The 18,895-nt window shown below is 37.2% G+C and carries 17 protein-coding genes and 1 pseudogene; 7 read left to right on the top strand and 11 right to left on the bottom strand.

Annotation, left to right across the window (positions count from 1 at the left end; genetic code table 11):
* Window positions 1-252 precede the first annotated feature (252 nt).
* Window positions 253-843 carry a peptide chain release factor H gene (gene prfH / locus G0028_RS12090; protein WP_180045124.1) on the top strand — a complete coding sequence of 197 codons (591 nt, stop codon included), beginning with the start codon at window positions 253-255 and terminating at the stop codon, window positions 841-843.
* Between the two features lie 60 nt (window positions 844-903).
* On the opposite strand, the gene G0028_RS12095 is transcribed toward prfH, so the two are convergent.
* The gene (locus tag G0028_RS12095) at window positions 904-1,281 is read right to left on the bottom strand and encodes a winged helix-turn-helix transcriptional regulator (RefSeq protein WP_130073177.1); all 378 of its coding nucleotides are present in this window, start codon (window positions 1,279-1,281) and stop codon (window positions 904-906) included.
* A 117-nt stretch (window positions 1,282-1,398) separates the two neighbouring features.
* Here G0028_RS12095 and G0028_RS12100 point away from each other — a divergent pair, with 117 nt between their 5' ends.
* Window positions 1,399-2,256: an SDR family oxidoreductase gene (locus G0028_RS12100; RefSeq protein WP_180045123.1), complete on the top strand. Its 858-nt coding sequence runs from the start codon at window positions 1,399-1,401 to the stop codon at window positions 2,254-2,256.
* Between the two features lie 73 nt (window positions 2,257-2,329).
* Here the strand turns inward: G0028_RS12100 and G0028_RS12105 are convergent.
* The 8 genes and pseudogenes from G0028_RS12105 to G0028_RS12140 form a co-directional block, all read right to left on the bottom strand.
* Window positions 2,330-3,009: pseudogene (locus G0028_RS12105) on the bottom strand (hypothetical protein).
* Window positions 3,010-3,013: 4 nt separating this feature from the next.
* On the bottom strand, window positions 3,014-3,751 hold the full coding sequence (locus G0028_RS12110) for an MFS transporter (RefSeq protein WP_130073174.1): 738 nt from the start codon (window positions 3,749-3,751) through the stop codon (window positions 3,014-3,016).
* Window positions 3,752-3,925: 174 nt separating this feature from the next.
* Entirely contained in the window at window positions 3,926-4,147 is a 222-nt protein-coding gene (locus tag G0028_RS12115; RefSeq protein WP_180045122.1) for a hypothetical protein, read from the bottom strand.
* A 78-nt stretch (window positions 4,148-4,225) separates the two neighbouring features.
* The gene (locus G0028_RS12120; protein WP_180045121.1) at window positions 4,226-5,683 is read right to left on the bottom strand and encodes a glyceraldehyde-3-phosphate dehydrogenase; all 1,458 of its coding nucleotides are present in this window, start codon (window positions 5,681-5,683) and stop codon (window positions 4,226-4,228) included.
* A 222-nt stretch (window positions 5,684-5,905) separates the two neighbouring features.
* The gene (gene rarD, locus G0028_RS12125) at window positions 5,906-6,835 is read right to left on the bottom strand and encodes an EamA family transporter RarD (protein WP_130073171.1); all 930 of its coding nucleotides are present in this window, start codon (window positions 6,833-6,835) and stop codon (window positions 5,906-5,908) included.
* Between the two features lie 89 nt (window positions 6,836-6,924).
* Window positions 6,925-7,515 carry a lipocalin family protein gene (locus tag G0028_RS12130; RefSeq protein ID WP_320109287.1) on the bottom strand — a complete coding sequence of 197 codons (591 nt, stop codon included), beginning with the start codon at window positions 7,513-7,515 and terminating at the stop codon, window positions 6,925-6,927.
* A 123-nt stretch (window positions 7,516-7,638) separates the two neighbouring features.
* Window positions 7,639-9,660, bottom strand: coding sequence for an excinuclease ABC subunit UvrB (uvrB, locus tag G0028_RS12135; RefSeq protein ID WP_180045120.1), 2,022 nt, complete (start codon window positions 9,658-9,660; stop codon window positions 7,639-7,641).
* Between the two features lie 73 nt (window positions 9,661-9,733).
* Window positions 9,734-10,636, bottom strand: coding sequence for a tetratricopeptide repeat protein (locus G0028_RS12140; protein WP_174492393.1), 903 nt, complete (start codon window positions 10,634-10,636; stop codon window positions 9,734-9,736).
* Window positions 10,637-10,756: 120 nt separating this feature from the next.
* Here G0028_RS12140 and G0028_RS12145 point away from each other — a divergent pair, with 120 nt between their 5' ends.
* The 3 genes from G0028_RS12145 to G0028_RS12155 all read left to right on the top strand — a co-directional run bounded on the left by G0028_RS12145 (window position 10,757) and on the right by G0028_RS12155 (window position 14,682).
* A complete protein-coding gene (locus G0028_RS12145; RefSeq protein WP_130073167.1) occupies window positions 10,757-11,539 on the top strand; it encodes a hypothetical protein in 783 nt (260 codons plus the stop codon).
* Between the two features lie 64 nt (window positions 11,540-11,603).
* Window positions 11,604-13,016, top strand: a complete 1,413-nt coding sequence (locus G0028_RS12150; RefSeq protein ID WP_130073166.1) for a GGDEF domain-containing protein — start codon at window positions 11,604-11,606, stop codon at window positions 13,014-13,016.
* Window positions 13,017-13,242: 226 nt separating this feature from the next.
* The gene (locus G0028_RS12155; RefSeq protein ID WP_180045119.1) at window positions 13,243-14,682 is read left to right on the top strand and encodes a sensor domain-containing diguanylate cyclase; all 1,440 of its coding nucleotides are present in this window, start codon (window positions 13,243-13,245) and stop codon (window positions 14,680-14,682) included.
* A gap of 357 nt (window positions 14,683-15,039) precedes the next feature.
* Here G0028_RS12155 and G0028_RS12160 read toward each other — a convergent pair whose 3' ends face one another.
* On the bottom strand, window positions 15,040-15,222 hold the full coding sequence (locus G0028_RS12160; protein WP_173911279.1) for a hypothetical protein: 183 nt from the start codon (window positions 15,220-15,222) through the stop codon (window positions 15,040-15,042).
* 220 nt (window positions 15,223-15,442) lie between these two features.
* Here G0028_RS12160 and G0028_RS12165 point away from each other — a divergent pair, with 220 nt between their 5' ends.
* Complete coding sequence (locus tag G0028_RS12165; protein ID WP_180045118.1) at window positions 15,443-16,678, top strand: pyridoxal phosphate-dependent aminotransferase; 1,236 nt, start codon at window positions 15,443-15,445, stop codon at window positions 16,676-16,678.
* Window positions 16,679-16,826: 148 nt separating this feature from the next.
* On the opposite strand, the gene G0028_RS12170 is transcribed toward G0028_RS12165, so the two are convergent.
* Window positions 16,827-17,399, bottom strand: coding sequence for an RNA 2'-phosphotransferase (locus G0028_RS12170; protein ID WP_180045117.1), 573 nt, complete (start codon window positions 17,397-17,399; stop codon window positions 16,827-16,829).
* Between the two features lie 301 nt (window positions 17,400-17,700).
* On the opposite strand from G0028_RS12170, the gene G0028_RS12175 reads away from it, so the two are divergent.
* Window positions 17,701-18,867, top strand: coding sequence for an ATP phosphoribosyltransferase regulatory subunit (locus G0028_RS12175; RefSeq protein ID WP_180045116.1), 1,167 nt, complete (start codon window positions 17,701-17,703; stop codon window positions 18,865-18,867).
* Window positions 18,868-18,895 lie beyond the last annotated feature (28 nt).

Consider the following 18,895-nt stretch of genomic DNA (forward strand, 5'->3'; position numbering starts at 1 on the left):
TGCCATATTTTGAAAAAATTCTCGAATAGTATTATTCAGCAAAACCCTAAATTTGATTCATTTTATGAAAGTTAAGACATAAATTTCTTAAATTCATACAAATACAGTTTAGCTCGCATGCATAATTTGCATTTTCAAATGATTTCATAAGATGAAATTTACACCATTGCTCACTTTCCAACTCCATTTTGACAGCACATTTAATTGTGCGTAAAATCACCAATGAAAATTCATACTGATAAGGAAAAAAGATTGCCGATCGTGCAAATAAGTGCTGCACTTGGACCTGCAGAATGTGAGCTTGCTGTAAAATACACGCTTCAAGAAATGCAAAAAGAAGCAAAAAATCAAAAAATAGCTTTTGAAATCCTTGAATCTCATGAAACCCAACAGGGTTATTCTTCTATATTATGTAATGTTCCTGAAGATGCACAAATATGGTTAAATACGTGGCTTGGTACAATTCAATGGACATTTCAAAGTAAAATTCGTCCACAGCATAAACGTAAAAACTGGTTTGTGGGCATTAGTCAATTTGACACACCACAACAACTTCCTACGGATGACATGATTCACTTCCAAGCTTGTCGCGCCTCAGGTGCAGGTGGACAACATGTCAATACCACCGATTCTGCTGTTCATGCCACACATATTGCATCTGGCATCAGCGTAAAAGTCATGTCTGAGCGCAGTCAACATGCCAACAAACGGTTGGCGAAAGAACTGATTATGCTCAAACTTCAACAGCACAGTCAAAGCACCAAAGCAAATCAGAAGCAATTACAACATCAGCAACATGCTTTGATTGAACGTGGCAATCCGATACGCAGCTTTAAAAAATAAACGTTATCACTTGCAGCATATACAAGTTAAACAAACGAATAGAGCGCAATATGAATGTACTCAGGCTTGGACAAGGTTTTGTTTATTCTGCAAAATTTCGGGTAAATTACGCTCAATCCACGCAATCAAATAATTTAACTTTTCAGCCACTTGTGCCCCCAAGAAAGTCAATTGATATTCTACTTTGGGGGGCACTTCAGGATAAACCGTCCGCAAAATAAACCCATCTTGTTCCAAAGTTTTCAGTGTTTGTGCCAACATTTTTTCACTCACCCCTTCTATACGCTTACGCAGTTCACTAAAACGCAATACCCCTTCACTTAAACTCTTTAAAATAAGCACAGCCCACTTACTTGTCACATGCTCTAAAATTTCACGGGAAGGACATTCACTGGATAAAACTTCACCAATCAAATCACTATGACCATAAGCGCTCATCAAAATCTCTCCATTTGGTAAATAACTTACTTTTAGGTACGTACTTACAATTTGTTAGTTATAGGTTTAAGATCATATCACCAAGTTTAAAAAACACACAACTAAAATGGTGAAAATATGAAAATTGCAGTTACAGGCGCAACTGGTCAACTCGGTACCTTAGTCATCAAGGCATTACTTCAACACACACAAGCTGAAAATATTGTGGCTTTGGTGCGTAACCAACAAAAAGCTCAAGATTTAAAAAATCAAGGCATTGAACTTCGTCATTTTGATTATGATCACGTTGAAACACTGGTACCTGCCTTAATTGGTATCGATAAATTATTACTGATTTCTGCCAATGAAATTGGTCGCCGCACACCACAACATAAAGCGATCATCGATGCAGCCAAACAAGCCAATGTTCAATATATTGCATATACAAGTTTGTTAAATGCCGATAGCAATCCGCTCGGTTTAGCGCAGGAACATCGTGAAACTGAACAATTGATCCGTGAAAGTGGTTTATCTTTCACATTTTTAAGAAACAATTGGTATAGTGAAAACTATTTAGCAAATGTGCAACACACTGCTGAATCAGGCATACTTTATGGCAGTGCAGAAAATGGAAAAATCAGTTCAGCATCCCGCGAAGATTATGCTGAAGCTGCTGCCAAAGTTTTGACCAGTGTCGGACATGACCATAAAACTTATGAATTAGCAGGCTCAGCAAGTTTTACATTAACAGATCTTGCAAGCTATATTTCGCAAGCAGCAAATAGACCTGTCAGCTATCAAAATATCAGTGCGCAAGATTATACCCAAGCCTTAAATGCTGCAGGTTTAGCTCCTGCTTTGGTGGATGTCATTGTGGATGCAGATGTGCAAACAGCAAAAGGTGCAATGTATAGTCAAAGCCAAGATTTAGAAAATTTAATTGGACGTAAAACAACACCTATTCAAGATCAAATCCAAGCGCTCTTTAAAGCCTAAATCATTTTCAATATCTTAAAACAACCAATACCCCTCGATTAGTAAGGGCGTATTGGTTGTGATTTTGACTCAGTTATGGGTGAATATTTTTTACAGGCAAATTGATCTGTAAATCTAAATCTGCCAATGATTGGCGTTTACTGTTGTACATCGTTGCATTGAATTTGGCGATTTTTTTCATGGTCATTGGGTCATTAATATTTAACATAGGTTTAAATTTATGCTTCACATAAACATTTAACATCTCATTAAATTCAAAAAAACTTGCCCGCTAAACATAATCTTAATCGGTAATTGATACGTTCGTTTAAGATGAAATGGCACATCAAGTTGTATCGGGATATCCACCTTGATTGGAAATTTTGGTAATAATTTACTTTGATAAATTAAATCTGTTGTAGCATCTAAAGGCATGATGGTATTAATTTTAATACTAGTTTGATAATCAATATCTACTGAAATTGGCGTTTCCACCACAAAACTTAAATCTGCTGCATAACGCCCTTTTAAAGGTAATTGAAGCTTACGGTCAATATCCAATTCCGTATCTAATTGCCCCATGGCTTGGGTTTCTAAATAATTGCCGACATGAATTTGTGTAGGTAACTCATTAGAGAGTTGAATTTCTGCATTGTGAGCTGAAACCTGCAAAGACGCTTGCATATTTAAATACAGCCAAAATAAAGCCGCCACCAATAGCACAATCAAAATAAAGCTGATCAGCAAATTACGTACAGTCAAAAACACAGCCATGGACTTACTCCTTTGCAGACTCAGGAGCTGGACTTACAGCTTTGATATTTTCTGCTTCATGTTGAGAAAGTCGAATACTATTTAAAGGAATTTTTAAATCACCCTTTTGAATTTTTACAGGTAGAGTATTTTTTACATCTACAGTTGCATCCAAACTTGATTTGATTGGTACATTGAGATGTCCTTGGATCGGGATATTGGTTTTTAAAGTCGCTTGCAGTGGAATATTCAAATTTTCTTTGAGCACTGTCCGTACAGGGGCATCAAACTTTAAATGTACTCTTTGATTTAAAGGCACTTGCAGGTCAATCGGCACCTCAATTTTAATGGGAATAATCCCCTTCAATGGTAAAGTAATATCTCGCCCCATCACTCTAACCTGAACTTTAGTGTCAATCGGCATATTTTGGTCGACTTTCAACACTTCCTTAACAGGAATTGTGGTTTGAATTGGAACAATATTATCAAAATACACATGAGGTGTAAGAGCCTGTGTTACAGGTAAATTTAAATTTTCATTAATTGGAATTTCTGCATTCACACGTCCCGTCACATCGACATCTAAAGCCTCATGAATTTTAACTTTGGCTTGTAAAGGTTCTTTCAAGTCGATATTGACGGCTTGGTTTTCAAGTGGAATGTAAATATTAAAATTTTTAAATACCCAAATCGCAATGGCTACACCGCAAATTGCAGCACAGACAATAAAAAATAGACCACCGACAATATGCTTAATTTGCAAAATTTATCCTTAAATTCAACATTTGTTTTACTTATCATTATTTTATCCATAAATGTGATATTTTTATCGTTTTATTGTGTGTATAAAATGTCTATTTGTGCATAAAACAATCTAATTATATTCATTTTTTACTTTACCCCATTATTCATCATTATAAATAATGGGAGCCTTGTTTTAGTGAAAAACTTCAGACCAATAACATTGTACTGTTGTAAGCTTACCATCTTTAGCAATCACTAAGCCTGCTCCTTCTGCTTGTTGGTTTTTATTCGATTTAATTTGATTCAACTGTTGTTTTGCCGCTGGTGTAGAAAGATCGAAATATAAAAATTCACCTAAATTACGAGATTTCCCCATGAGAATTTCATTTTTTACAGCTAAGCTGTTATAAAACATTTTAATGTCATTACATCGTTGCTATTGATGTAAAAAAGAGCTTCAATTGAAGCTCTTTTTTTATCACTGATTTACAAATTAAGCATTTGTTTCAGCAGGAACTTTTGGATAGCTTACGCCGCCCATTTGTTCAGCAATACGCAATACTTGGCAGCTATAACCCACTTCGTTATCGTACCAAATGTATGCAGTTAAACGGTTACCTGAAGTAATTGTTGCTTGCGCATCAAATACACCTGCAGTACGCGAACCGATAAAGTCAGACGATACAACTTCTGTCGAATTTGTATAACCAATTTGACCTTGAAGGTTTGAATTGATTGAGATTTGACGAATGTATTCGTTCACTTCTTCACGATCAACTTCTTTATCTAAAGTTAAGTTTAAGATTGCAAGAGAAACGTTTGGTGTAGGTACACGTACAGAATTACCTGTCAATTTACCTTGAAGTGCAGGCAATGCTTTTGCAACCGCTTTTGCAGCACCAGTTTCAGTGATCACCATGTTTAATGTTGCAGCACGACCACGACGATCAGCTTTATGATAGTTGTCAATTAAGTTTTGATCGTTTGTGAACGAGTGAACTGTTTCAACGTGACCATTAATCACGGTGTATTTGTCATGCAATACTTTTAATGTTGGTGTAATTGCATTGGTTGTACAGCTTGCAGCAGAGATGATTTTGTCTTCATCTAAGATATCTGCTTGGTTCACACCAAATACAACGTTCTTCATGTCACCTTTACCTGGTGCAGTCAGAATCACGCGTGCAGCACCTGGGCATTGTAAATGTTGTGCAAGACCGTCGTTGTCACGCCATTTACCTGTGTTATCAATCACTAATGCATTTTCGATACCGTATGCTGTGTAATCTACTTCAGCAGGGCTAGATGCATAGATCACTTTAATGAAGTTACCATTTGCAATAATTGCTTCATTTTCTTCATCTACAGAAATTGTACCTGCAAATGGACCATGAATAGAATCACGACGTAATAAAGACGCACGTTTTTCTAAGTCACCGTCAGATGATTTACGTACAACGATTGCTTTTAAGTTTAAACCACGACCCAAACCAGATTGACTAATGATTAAACGTGCAAGAATACGACCGATACGACCAAAACCATAAAGAACAACATCTTTCGGTTCTACAGATGCAGCATTACCCGCTAATGATTGAACAGCGTTTGCAACAAATGCGTCAACATCGCCGCCTTTTTCTTTAAATTCAACTGCAAGTTTACCTAAGTCAACCTCAGCAGAACCAATGTTTTCAATTTTTGCCAAAGCTTCTAAAATTGGGAAAGTTTGAACGACAGAAAGTTCAACATCTAACACACGTGTACGACGATGTGTTTTAAGAATCTGAATCACTGAACGGTTCACTAAAGAACGACCGTAAACAGAAGTGACAATATTTTTTTCACGGTATAATTGCCCAATTAAAGCAATCATACGTTCCGCGATTTCTTCGCGGTTTTTCCAACGACCTTGATGCTCTGCGTGTAGGGCGATGATAGTGTCTTTGCTCACAGATACGTCCTCTATTTTATGTATATCTAGACTTAGTTTAAAAACCCCAACATTGTAATGGAATTCTGTCAAAGAATGAATCGAAAGCTGATCAAGCAAAGTACTTTTTGTTGTATATTCATTATAATTTTACAAAATAGTCGTCATTATTTTAATGATTTCTCATTTTAATCATCAAATCACATATTTAAATACATCTACCATAACAAAGCCTAACCTACTTTATCCAAGGCGTTGCTCTACGTTTTCAACATTTCTTTTTAAATTTTGCGCATTTCGCTTTTGTTTATACAAATGCAGACTACCTTCGATGGCCAATATCCCCACTGCACACCAAATTGGAATATAAGTTAACCATTCATCTTGGCTTATATTTTCTCCCAACGCCAAAGAGACCAATGCCAACAACACAGGCTCTAAATAACTCAGCAAACCAAATAACACCAAAGGCAAATAACGACTCGCTAAAATATAACTGCCTAAACCAATCGCACTAAGTAAACCCAAACCTGCCACCACAAGCCATAAATACCAACGCTCAGCAAACATCAGAAAAGGCGTATGCCCGATTTGTACCAAATAAATTGCGACAGGCATACAAATGAGAATATCCCACCAAAAACCACCCAAATTATCCGTTTGAATATGCTTACGAATCAGGAAATACAATGAATAACCTACTGCGACTGCCATGGTTTCCCATGCAATGCTTCCTAAACGCCAAATTTCATGTCCAACACCAAATCCTGCACACAGTACCGCCAGTATTTGCAACTTAGATAATTTTTCCTTAAAAAAGACGCTCCCCATCAGTACCAAAAACAGCGGCAATAGAAAATAGCCCAATGATACTTGTAGCCCGCGCCCATTCATCGGCCCCCATAAAAATAACCACAGTTGAAAACAGGTTAAAGCTGAAGTCATCATTAAAATGAGTAATAGCGCTGGTTGATCAATAATGCGTTGGTAAATGGTTTTAACATGCTGCCAATCGCCACTATAAAACATAAAAAGTGTTAAAAAAGGCAAAGTAGAAATGATGCGCCAACCAAAGGTTTGCTGACTATCAAAAACATGAAGTAACTGACTATAAAAATATAAAACCCCAAAAGTGATCGATGCCAAAATGGATAATGCAACACCTTTAAACATCTATCACCTCTCATTTATTTTACAGAGGTATTATAAGCATATTTATACCCATCTAATGGCACATTCAAATATAAATAATTCAGTTAAAACTAAGGTTGCGTTTGCTCAGAGCGCACTAAATCTTTGATACTAAAACCGAGGGTTTGTGCATAACGTAAATACTCCGTGACTTTTTGCTCGTCAGGATGTGGTGTCCGCGACAAAACCCAAAGATATTTACGCTTAGGCTCACCCACCAGTGCCATTTGATATTGAGGATCTATTTTTAAAATCCAATAGTCGCCACGCCCAAAAGGCATCCAACGAATGGTTTCGGGTAAAAAACTGACTTTGATCTTAGAATTGTACGGTGCATTACTCACAAAGCCTTCACCCAAAGAGCGTAATTCATTGCCCTCTCGATTGAGACAACGATTATCGACTTCAACATTACCATACTCATTAATGGTATAACGTGCAGTGACATTTTTATGACAATCTTTTTGATAAAATAATGGCTTACGTGCAATTTCATACCAAAGCCCTAAATATTTATCTAATTCAACACGGGGTACAGTGGGTAGCGAACGGTCTTGTGCATACAATGATGAACTCATTGCTACACTTGCCAACAATATACACTGTAAAAATATTTGGCTATTTTTAGGACAGATTATGGGTATTTTTTTGATTAAATTCACACGCTATCCTCACATTTATTCAGAATAATAATTATTAAAATAATCATAAATTTAAGCTTAAATTGTAGCTTTATGTATCTTTTGATTCCATCAAAGCCACAATCCAAGTAAAGCTGAGTTCGACTATTGTAACATCAAGGCTTTTAAACGCACGATTTCATCACGAATTCGAGCAGCCTGCTCGAATTGTAATTCTTTCGACGCTTTTAACATTTCTTTTTCAAGCTTGGCAATGTGTTTGGCGAGTAGTTTTGGATTAGACAATAAATGCCGCTCATCTGCATTCATCACTTGTGCTTGATCAATAATTTTTTCATCGATTTGATCGTCATCTAACACTTCACCTGTATCAATCTCTTTGATCACTTGACGTACTGCACTCCGTGGTACGATACCATGCTGTTCATTGAACTGAATTTGTTTATTACGACGGCGTTCCGTTTCATCGATCGCTTTTTGCATCGAATCAGTAATTCGATCTGCATATAGAATCGCCTTACCTTTGACATTTCGTGCTGCACGACCAATGGTTTGAATCAATGATCGTTCAGAACGTAAAAAACCTTCTTTATCAGCATCTAAGATAGCAACCAAAGACACTTCTGGCATATCTAAACCTTCACGTAAAAGGTTAATCCCGACCAAGACATCATGCACACCTGAACGCAACTCATGAATAATTTTTACACGCTCAACAGTATCAATATCAGAATGTAAATAAGCTACTTTTATCCCATATTCTTTCAAATAAGAAGTTAAATCTTCTGCCATACGTTTGGTCAATGTCGTAACTAAAACACGCTCATTCAAATCTTTGCGAATATTAATTTCCGACAAAACATCATCGACTTGGGTTAATACAGGACGAATTTCAATTTCAGGATCAATCAGTCCTGTTGGACGCACCACTTGCTCAGCAACTTGCTCTGATTTTTCCAGTTCATATTTGGCAGGTGTGGCACTGACATAAATGGTCGTTGGCGCAATTCTTTCCCATTCTTCAAATTTCATTGGACGATTGTCCAATGCACTTGGCAAACGAAAACCATAATTGACCAAATTTTCTTTACGTGAACGGTCACCTTTGTACATTGCACCGATCTGTGGCACGGTGACATGTGACTCATCAATAATCAATAATGCATCTTCAGGTACATAGTCGAATAAAGTCGGTGGAGCCTCGCCTGATGGACGTCCCGATAAATGCCGTGAATAATTTTCAATGCCATTGGTATAGCCTAGCTGTTGCATCATCTCTAAGTCATAACGTGTACGTTGCTCAATGCGCTGTAATTCAAGTAATTTATCATGCGCCTTAAAATAAGCTTGGCGTTCCTTGAGTTCTTCTTGAATAGTACCAATTGCACGCTGCAAATTATCTTTAGGTGTTACATAATGGCTTTTTGGATAAATGGTAATACGTGGCACTTTACGCACCATTTTTCCAGTTAAAGGATCAAACCAACGAATTGAATCGACCTCGTCATCAAACAGTTCAATACGAATGGCATGCTGGTCCGATTCCGCAGGGAAAATATCTAAAATTTCACCCCGAATACGATATGTACCACGCAAAAACTCAAGTTCATTACGGGTATATTGCATTTCGACCAAACGGCGAATAATGTCATCACGAGCAATCCGATCCCCTTGTACGACATGCAATAACATACTCATATAGGCATTTGGATCACCCAAACCATAAATCGCTGAAACTGATGCCACAATAATGCTGTCTCGACGCTCCAATAATGCACGGGTTGCCGAAAGTCGCATTTGGTCAATATGATCATTAATTGAAGAATCTTTTTCGATAAAAGTATCAGACGATGGCACATAAGCTTCAGGCTGATAATAGTCATAATAACTGACGAAATATTCCACCGCATTGTTGGGGAAAAATGCTTTAAATTCACCATATAGCTGTGCAGCAAGGGTTTTATTATGTGCCATGACAATGGTTGGACGCTGCGTTTGTGCAATGACATTTGCCATGGTATAGGTTTTTCCAGAACCTGTTACCCCAAGCAAAAGTTGATCATGCAAGCCTCTATTGACACCATCCACTAATTTTTGAATTGCTTGTGGCTGATCACCCGCAGGTTGATAATGAGTGACAAGTTGAAAAGGTTGACCTTCTTGCATATAAATACTTCGGCATCAAATGACAATGCCTTTATTATGAGGGCAAAGTTGCTAGATACAATATCACGTTACGCTACTTTTTATCTAAGCTTTTTAACTTGCGTCGCGCGGGTAGATAATAACGATTTGCTGCTTGGGTCAGTAACGCTCGCCCTTTCACTTCATCTTTCTCCACACCCAAACCACGCAAATATAGACGACCTAAATTATAGATTGCTTCGACAATATCATGATTTGCCGAACGCTGATAATAATGAGCAGCTTGTGTATAATCTCGTTTGACGCCTTTTCCTCGTTCGTATTTATCACCTAAATTATTTAAAGCTTGTGGATTATCCTGATCTGCAGCTTGTTGATACCAATATAATGCTTTTCCATCATCTTGGGTAAAGCCATGTTGACCATACTCGAAGCTATAAGCCAACTGATATTGCCCGATACAATGCCCTTGCTGCGCACTTTGACGTAAATAATATTGTAAATTTTTCTCACGATGATGCTGAAAATACAGATCATAATCGGGATTAATAATCCGTCGATACATCTCAGCCAACTGATAACTGGCTTCGGCAGCACCTTGCTCACTTGCACGCTGAAAATATTCAAGGGCGAACCCCATTGCCTGCATACAATCTTCAGTCCCTCGAAATGCCCATGTATAAAATAATGTCGCCGCTTGAAGAATAGCGTCAACCTCTCCTTTATCTGCAATCTCTTGTAAATATTGCAGATAATCACGATAAAACTCAGCCAAAGTCCCTGCATTCGATGCAAAGTATTCAAGCCTTAATTGTTCAGAAAGAATGCGCTTATTGTTTTGCCCAAGTTGTTTAAAATGTACAGATGCTTCAGCATCTTCTCCTAAAAACTCAATAATCTGAATAGGTACACCAAAACGGTTATTGTTCTCAGCATCAATCAATATGGCAAAATCATCTCGATTAAAACCGAGTTGAGAATATGAATCAGTTCGCATTTCATGTCTCTTTTTTATTTTCAATATGTTATTTTCTTTCAATATCATCATCAGATCACTTGACCATTGCGCAATTCAATTGCAACATGAAGCATAGCCATATTATGGAATTATAGCAAAATGACTTATCAATATCATGATGAAAGTATTATTAAAAACTTACCTGAAGATACGGTTTTTGTTTTTGGCAGTAATATGGCAGGTACACATCAAGGTGGTGCAGCAAAAATCGCACTCCATCATTTTGGAGCCACCAAAGGTGTAGGACGAGGTTGGGCAGGTCAAAGTTTTGCCATTCCAACCATGAATGAGCATTTACAACAAATGCCCTTATCACAAATACAACATTATGTTGAAGATTTTAAAATTTATACCAAAAATCATCTTAAAACCAAATATTTTGTGACTGCGGTTGGCTGTGGGGTTGCTGGTTATAAAGTTGAAGAAATTGCCCCAATGTTTAAAGGCATTTCACACAATGTTATTTTTCCAATATCTTTTCGCCCTTTTGTCGAAAAAACACTGCCTAAACTCAACCAACATGTATTGCAGTCTTTTATTCAAAGTTCTGTTATTTTTAATGAAGATATTGCGCAAGCCGTACAAGCTTTAGATCTTAGTGAAGCTGAAAAAGCATTAGCACAAATCGTGATCAATACCCCAATGTACCCAACCGACAGTAATGGGCGTGATCGTAGCTATGAAATTAGTGATATTTTAAATACACTTAACAATAAACATGTTTTAGAATTAGACTTACGCAGTGATGAAACGAAAACACTAGGAGGTGTTATTTTAGCAATTTTAGAATTGTATAATATCAATGAACATGATTTCATAGAAGCTTGGCAAGGGCAAAAAGCGATCATGCCTCCCAAGGCAGCGCACCATGCTCAAAAATAGTTATTTACTTTTATTACATAATTTTTATATCACTTGAATCATACAAATTTAAAGGAGTTTTACGATGGGAGAGATTAATTTATCCATTTTCAACTTAGCTCCCATGGCAATGTGGATTCAAGATTTTAGTGCGGTCAAAAAAATCTTCCAACAATGGCAAGATGAAGGTATTGAAGATTTAGAACAATATTTATTAGAAGACCCTGAACGTTTACAACCTTGTTTGAGGGTGATCAAGACTATTCAGGTCAATCAAAGTACTTTAGAGTTGTATGATGCAGCAGATTTAAATGAAATCTTAGAAAGTTTTGCACGCTTGCATTACGAAAAAATTAGCATTGAAAAAGTCAAATTCTTTGTTGCTCTTTGGAATAAAGAAGCACAATGCATCTGCCCTTCAATTAACTTTACCTGCAAAGGTAAACAAATTGATATTTTGCTTAAAGCCAGTGTTCTACCGGGTTATGAAGACAGTTGGGAACGCTTATTGCTCACGACTGAAAATGTATCTGACTATCAAAATGCACGCCGTTTTGCAGAATCATTATTTATTCACTCACCTACGGCACTTTGGGTCAAAGATTATAGCGGGATCAAAACATTATTTACTCAGTTACAAACTCAAGGTGTTCAAAATTTAGAGCTTTATTTACAACAACAGCCTGATTTTTTAATGCTGTGCTTCCAAAACATTCGTTCTATTGATGTCAATCAAGCTTTATTAAATCTTTTTCATGCCAGCAGTAAACAGCATTTTTATCAAAACATACATACATTGTTGAATGAAAATAGCAAACAGCATTTTCAAAATGAACTCCTGTATTTATGGCAAGAACATTACCATTTAGAACGTGACTGTGAATATAAAACCTTAGATGACAAAACCATTCATGTGCGTGAACAATTTATGATTTTCCCAAATGCACATCACACATGGGATACGGTACAAATCGCCTATACCGATTTTACCGCACGTAAACAACTTGAAGAATATTTAGAATTTATGAGTCATCGCGATGAACTCACACAGTTATATAACCGTAACTTTTTTAATGCTGAAATAAAACGCTTACAACACGAAACAGTTTTCCCAACGGCATGTATTTATTTAGATATTAATGGGCTCAAAACCATTAATGACCTTAAAGGTCACCACTGTGGTGACTTATTGTTAAAACGTTTTGCCAATATTTTACGTAAAGCTACGGAAAATACAGCTTATTCTATTTCTCGCATTGGGGGAGATGAATTCGTGATTTTAATGCCACAAGCCACGGCCAGCATGGCTTATCAATTATTTGAAAAAATTCAGGATTATATTAACGAAGATAATCGACTGCATGAACATACCATAATCAGTGTTGCTGCAGGTATTGGATGTACAGATGCCGAGCCGAATATTGAAAATTTAGTCCGTATGACCGACTTAGACATGTATGAACAAAAAAATCAGTATTATCAAAATTATCGTTCTTGAATTTTACATGAGTTTGTTATGTGATTTTTCACACTATGTTGATTATAAATATATTCTAAACAAATTGTTAATGTAAATTTAATATCAATTAAATATAACCATATAACTTTAATAAAATGAGGCTTAAATCTCATTTTTCACTCTAAAGTTCTTTGCTATCACGTTATAATTAATGATATATTTCCAACATCACTCAACAAACTCATTCAATTACTAGGAATATAAAATGGAGATTTTAGAATCATCAATTTTTAATCTTTCACCTATTCCTATGTGGTTAGAAGACTATAGTGACGTTAAAAAACAGTTTGAAATTTGGCAAGAGCAAGGCATCACAGACTTAAAAGCCTTTTTAGAAGAAGATTTAGAACGGGTGACCCAATGCGCCCATAAAATTAAAATTTTACAAGTCAACCCTAAAACCTTAGCGGTTTTTGAAGCACAAGATCAACAACATTTATGTGAAAATTTACATATTATTTTTCAGCAAGAAATGTTTCCTTCACATATTTCAGAGCTAGTCGCTTTATGGCAAGATGAAACAGAGTTTTCAAGTACGACCACCAATTATACTATTTCAGGTAAAAAATTAGACATCAAACTACGTGGTGTGGTTTTGCCCGATGCACAACACGATTTATCACGTGTTTTACTTACCACAGAAGACATTAGCGACTATCAAAATGCGTGTCGTTTAGAAGAAAAAAATCGTCGTTTGGCAGAGTCACGTTTTATTTATTCCCCAACGTCCTTATGGGTAGAAGATTTTAGCCGAGTTAAAATGCGACTTGACCAATTACGTAGACTCGGAATTGACGATTTTGTCACTTTTTTAGATGTACATGCAGATTTTATTAATCAATGTGTCGATGACATTATTTTACTTGATGTCAATCAAGCTACTTTAGATTTATTAAAAGCCCCAGATAAAGACACTTTATTTAAAAATTTACATAAAGTTTTATCTAAAGAAATGCACCAAACTTTTCGTGAACAACTCATCGAGCTATGGAATGGCAATATTCATCATCAGCGTGAAGCCATCAATTATGCTTTAGATGGTTCTATTCGTCATGTGTTGCTGCAATTTACCGTTTTTCCTGGTTATGAAGACAATTGGGGTTTAGTGCAACTCGCCCTGACAGATATTACAGCGCGTAAAAAAGCTGAAAGTTACTTAGAGTATCTAGGTAAACATGATGTACTCACCAAACTGACCAATCGTTCTTTTTATACCGAAGAAATTAACCGTTTAGAACGCAGTTTAGTTCGCCCAATCTCTGCAATTTTCATTGATATGAATGGCTTAAAATATATTAATGATGAATTTGGACACGATGTTGGTGATGAACAACTGCGTCGCATGGGTAATCTTTTAAATCGTGCGATTACCAACACCCCATTCTCAGCATCACGCATTGGTGGCGATGAATTCGTTATTTTAATGGCAGGTGCAGATGAGGAAATGGTTAAAAATCAAAAGTTAATTGTTAAAGAATTACTCAATATTGATAATCAATATTATGCTTCTCAACCGATTAACATTGCGATTGGCTATGCGACAACACAAAACACCGAAACCATTGAACACATGCTTAAACGTGCCGATCATTTTATGTATCAAAAGAAAAAAGCATATTATGCAAATTTAAACCTCATCCCCTAAACTATATGCTCTATATTAATGTAGTTTAAAAATGAAAATAAAAGTCATGAAACCTTGTCTGTTGTTTCTATTTTATTGAATAAGTTGAAATACTTCTGCTCAACTCATCACACCTCATCAAGAAAATATGATTCAAGCTTTGATTGAGGTTGAATATGATCAACTAAAATCTCAAAAGGGAAATAACCAACGATCACAAAGCCTCGAACATTCACTCATTTCTCCTGATCAACCCGTCATAGCTCAGACCAACGAGAAACACAACTAAAATAGCAGCTAAAAAAAATTAAATATCGAATATCATTACGGAGAGTAAAAAATCATAGATAAAAAAAACAGGCAATTGCCTGTTTTTTATTAACGCTTACCCATCGAACGGCGTGTACCACGCGGTGGCATCCATGTCCGATCTGCATATTGTTGTGGTTTTGGGCGCATGCCCTCCACATCCTCATCTGCTGGCTTGGCATCATTGGCTTGTTTCACTGGGAAAGGTAACTTTGCCACAGCTTTTTTCTTGGGAGTATTTTGGGTGCTCATCAGATTCACTCAATTTTAACTGCGCACATTGTACGAAAATTTTAGAAATGATGCGAGTTCTCATTCACATTCATATTCATTTGTATTTTATTGATACATTAAAGTTTGATTTTCGTGATTATTTGGCGAATTTGCTTAAATTTCGGGCGACTCAAAGCAGCTTTTTAAGCTATGATAATGTGCTTTTTATTTTTAAATCCCTATAAGAAGGAATACTGCCGTGGACGTACGTCTCTCTGATCGTGTAAATGCCATCAAACCGTCTCCAACGCTTGCTGTGACCAATAAAGCTGCTGAACTCAAAGCGGCTGGCAAGAATGTTATTGGCTTGGGCGCTGGTGAACCTGATTTTGATACCCCACAACACATCAAAGACGCAGCAATTGCAGCGATTAATAATGGTTTTACCAAATACACTGCTGTTGACGGTACGCCTGGCCTTAAAAAAGCAATCATTGCGAAATTAAAACGTGATAACAACTTAGAATACGCTGCAAACCAAATTTTGGTGTCTTGTGGTGGTAAACAATCTTTCTTTAACTTGGCACTTGCTTTGTTAAACAAAGGTGATGAAGTGATCATCCCTGCACCTTACTGGGTAAGCTATCCAGATATGGTGATCATCGCTGAAGGCGTGCCTGTTATTGTGAAGTGTGGTGAAGAACAACGCTTCAAAATCACACCAGCGCAGCTTGAAGCAGCAATCACAGACAAAACTCGTTTAGTGGTATTGAACAGCCCTTCAAACCCAACAGGTATGATCTACACTAAAGCTGAATTAGAAGCTTTGGCTGAAGTGCTTCGTAAATACCCTGAAGTTATGGTTGCGTCTGATGATATGTATGAACCAATCCGTTGGGATGATGAGTTCTATAACATTGCAACTGTTGCACCAGACCTTTACGACCGCGTGATCGTGCTTAACGGTGTATCTAAAGCATATGCAATGACAGGCTGGCGTATTGGTTATGCAGCAGGCCCTGCTAAGCTCATCGGTGCGATGAAAAAAATCCAATCACAATCAACTTCAAACCCAACTTCAATTTCACAAGTTGCTGCTGAAGCTGCATTAAATGGTCCTCAAGACGTTCTTGAGCCAATGATTGAAGCATTCAAACGTCGTCATGACTTAGTGGTTAAAGGCTTGAACGACATCAACGGTATTACTTGCCTTCCTGCTGATGGTGCATTCTATGCCTATGCAAACATCCGTCCATTGATTCGTGCCAAAGGTTTAAAATCTTGCACAGAATTCTCTGCGTGGTTATTGGAAGAAACTGGTGTTGCCGTTGTTCCGGGTGATGCATTCGGTTTAGGTGGTTACATGCGTATTTCTTATGCAACTGCTGACGAAGTGTTAGTTGATGCACTTGCGCGTATCAAAAAAGCCGCTGACTCAATCGAAGGCGTAGACGCTGCGATTGCTTCAATTGCTGCTGAAAAAGCTGCAAAATAATTTAAAGATTTAAGTAAAAAATCCGTCAACGTTGGCGGATTTTTTATTACATAAAGAACATTCATTCAAAATTATTTTAGCTGTTCAAAAATCAAAAATACCACTCAACAGCTAATGAGATAAAAATTTCAATCTCTTTTTAATGAAATCATTTGCTCCAGTCATTGTCTAATATTTTTAAATAGCTGACGGGTACATGCTCAGTCAACCAAACACCATTTTCAGCTTGATAAAATTTGAAGCCATCTTGATGCATTTGAATGCTATCAACTTGAAAAATCACCACTTTGCCATGTCGTTGACCGACTTTCCTAGCAGTGACTAAATCTGCTGATAAATGCACATGATGCCGGGTACCTGCGATTAAACCCTGTTGTAAAATGCACTCAACAAAGCGCGTTGCTGTGCCGTGGTAAAGCACATCGGACGGAGTAATAGGGTTGTAATCACGTTGTACTTGTGCAGAAGAGTGTCCCTGCACTGCGCGAATTTTTTGACCATCTGCGGAAAATTGAAAGCGCTTTTTATCATTATTTTCTACAATATCAAGTAATTCACCAAAACTCATTTTTTGCCGATGCTTACTCATTTGACTGAGGAGAATTTGGATGTCTGTCCAACCTTCGCGATCGAGTTGTATACCAATACTTGCAGGCTGATGACGCAGGACAAGGCTTAAAAATTTACTGCGTTGTCGAATCACTTTTTCATTCGGTTTCATTTTTGTTTTCTATTTTTTAAAAATATAGTGTTATTATGACACATTATTAGTTAAGTAAACAGTCTAAAGTGATCAACTATCACGTCATAAATTCGAACATTAAAGATTTCAAATTTTATATATAAAATTTAAAATATCAATTTTCTACCCACAAAAAAGATTTAATTAGCACCGAAAAGCATCTTTTCTGCAAAAGTCTAATGCAGAGCAACAATGATCGTGCTAAAATAAGAGAAATCGGGTGTGCTCCCGATTTTTTTATGCGGATTACTTCCGCGCTGACAGGATTTAGGTTTACAACATGCCCATTTCAGAGACATGGTTATTACCTGATGGTGTAGCTGATGTATTACCAGAGCAAGCGCAAGTAATTGAAACTTTGCGCCGTAGCGCTTTAGATTTCCTCGCTTCTCGAGGTTATCAATTGGTGTACACGCCGTTTATCGAATACATCGAATCTCTCTCTTCTCTTTCAGAATCGAATCAAGATTTAGACTTAGCCACTTTTAAAGTCATCGACCAACTCTCAGGTCGTTTACTTGGTGTGCGTGCCGATATGACACCACAAGTGGCTCGTATTGATGCGCATGTACATCCAGTAGAAGGTGTGGCTCGTTACTGCTATGCAGGAACAGTACTTCATACTAAACCACAGGGTTTTAATACCACACGTGCCCCACTTCAGTTGGGTGCAGAGTTATTTGGTTCGGACAGCATTGACGCGGACGTTGAAATGATCGATGTCATGCTCAGTTTGATCGAAACCGCAAATTTAGTTGAAGGTGTTCATCTCGATTTAGGGCATGTCGGTTTATTCCGCAGTTTAGTGAAACATGCCAATTTGAGCAAAACCACTGAGCGTCAACTTTCAGATTTATATCAACGTAAAGCACTCCCAGAACTTGCCGAATTTACCCAAGCATTAAAATTCGGTTCAGATTTTTATGCTTTAGGTCGTTATGCAAGTGATTTAACTGCATTACAAAGCAATTTAAGTGCTGAAATTTTACAAGACGAAGCATTTAAGCAAGCCTTCAATGCACTCGCAACCACACAAGCACAAATTCAAGCACGCTGGCCAAATCTTCACATCGGCATCGATGTTGTTGAGTTACGCTCATATCATTATCACACAGGCTTAATGTATGCCGTGTATGCACCAAATCGTGCTGCACCATTAGCACAGGGCGGTCGTTATGATGGTATTGGCGAGCACTTTGGTCGTGCACGTCCTGCAACAGGTTTCTCGTGTGACTTATATGCACTCAGCGCAGGTCAATTCCAAGCAATGAAGCAAGTTGTTGCACCTAAAGGCACAGACACTGCTCTACTTGCCGCAATTGCACAAGTACGTCACAACGGTCTAAGCGTAATCCAGTTATTAGGTGAAGATGACTTAACATCAATTCCCAATGCAACACATCAGTTAGTGAATGTTGCAGGTGAATGGAAAGTCGAACAAATTTAATCGCTTCACACCAATGTTCATGTCATTG

This window comes from Acinetobacter piscicola, assembly GCF_015218165.1.
GTDB lineage: Bacteria > Pseudomonadota > Gammaproteobacteria > Pseudomonadales > Moraxellaceae > Acinetobacter > Acinetobacter piscicola_A.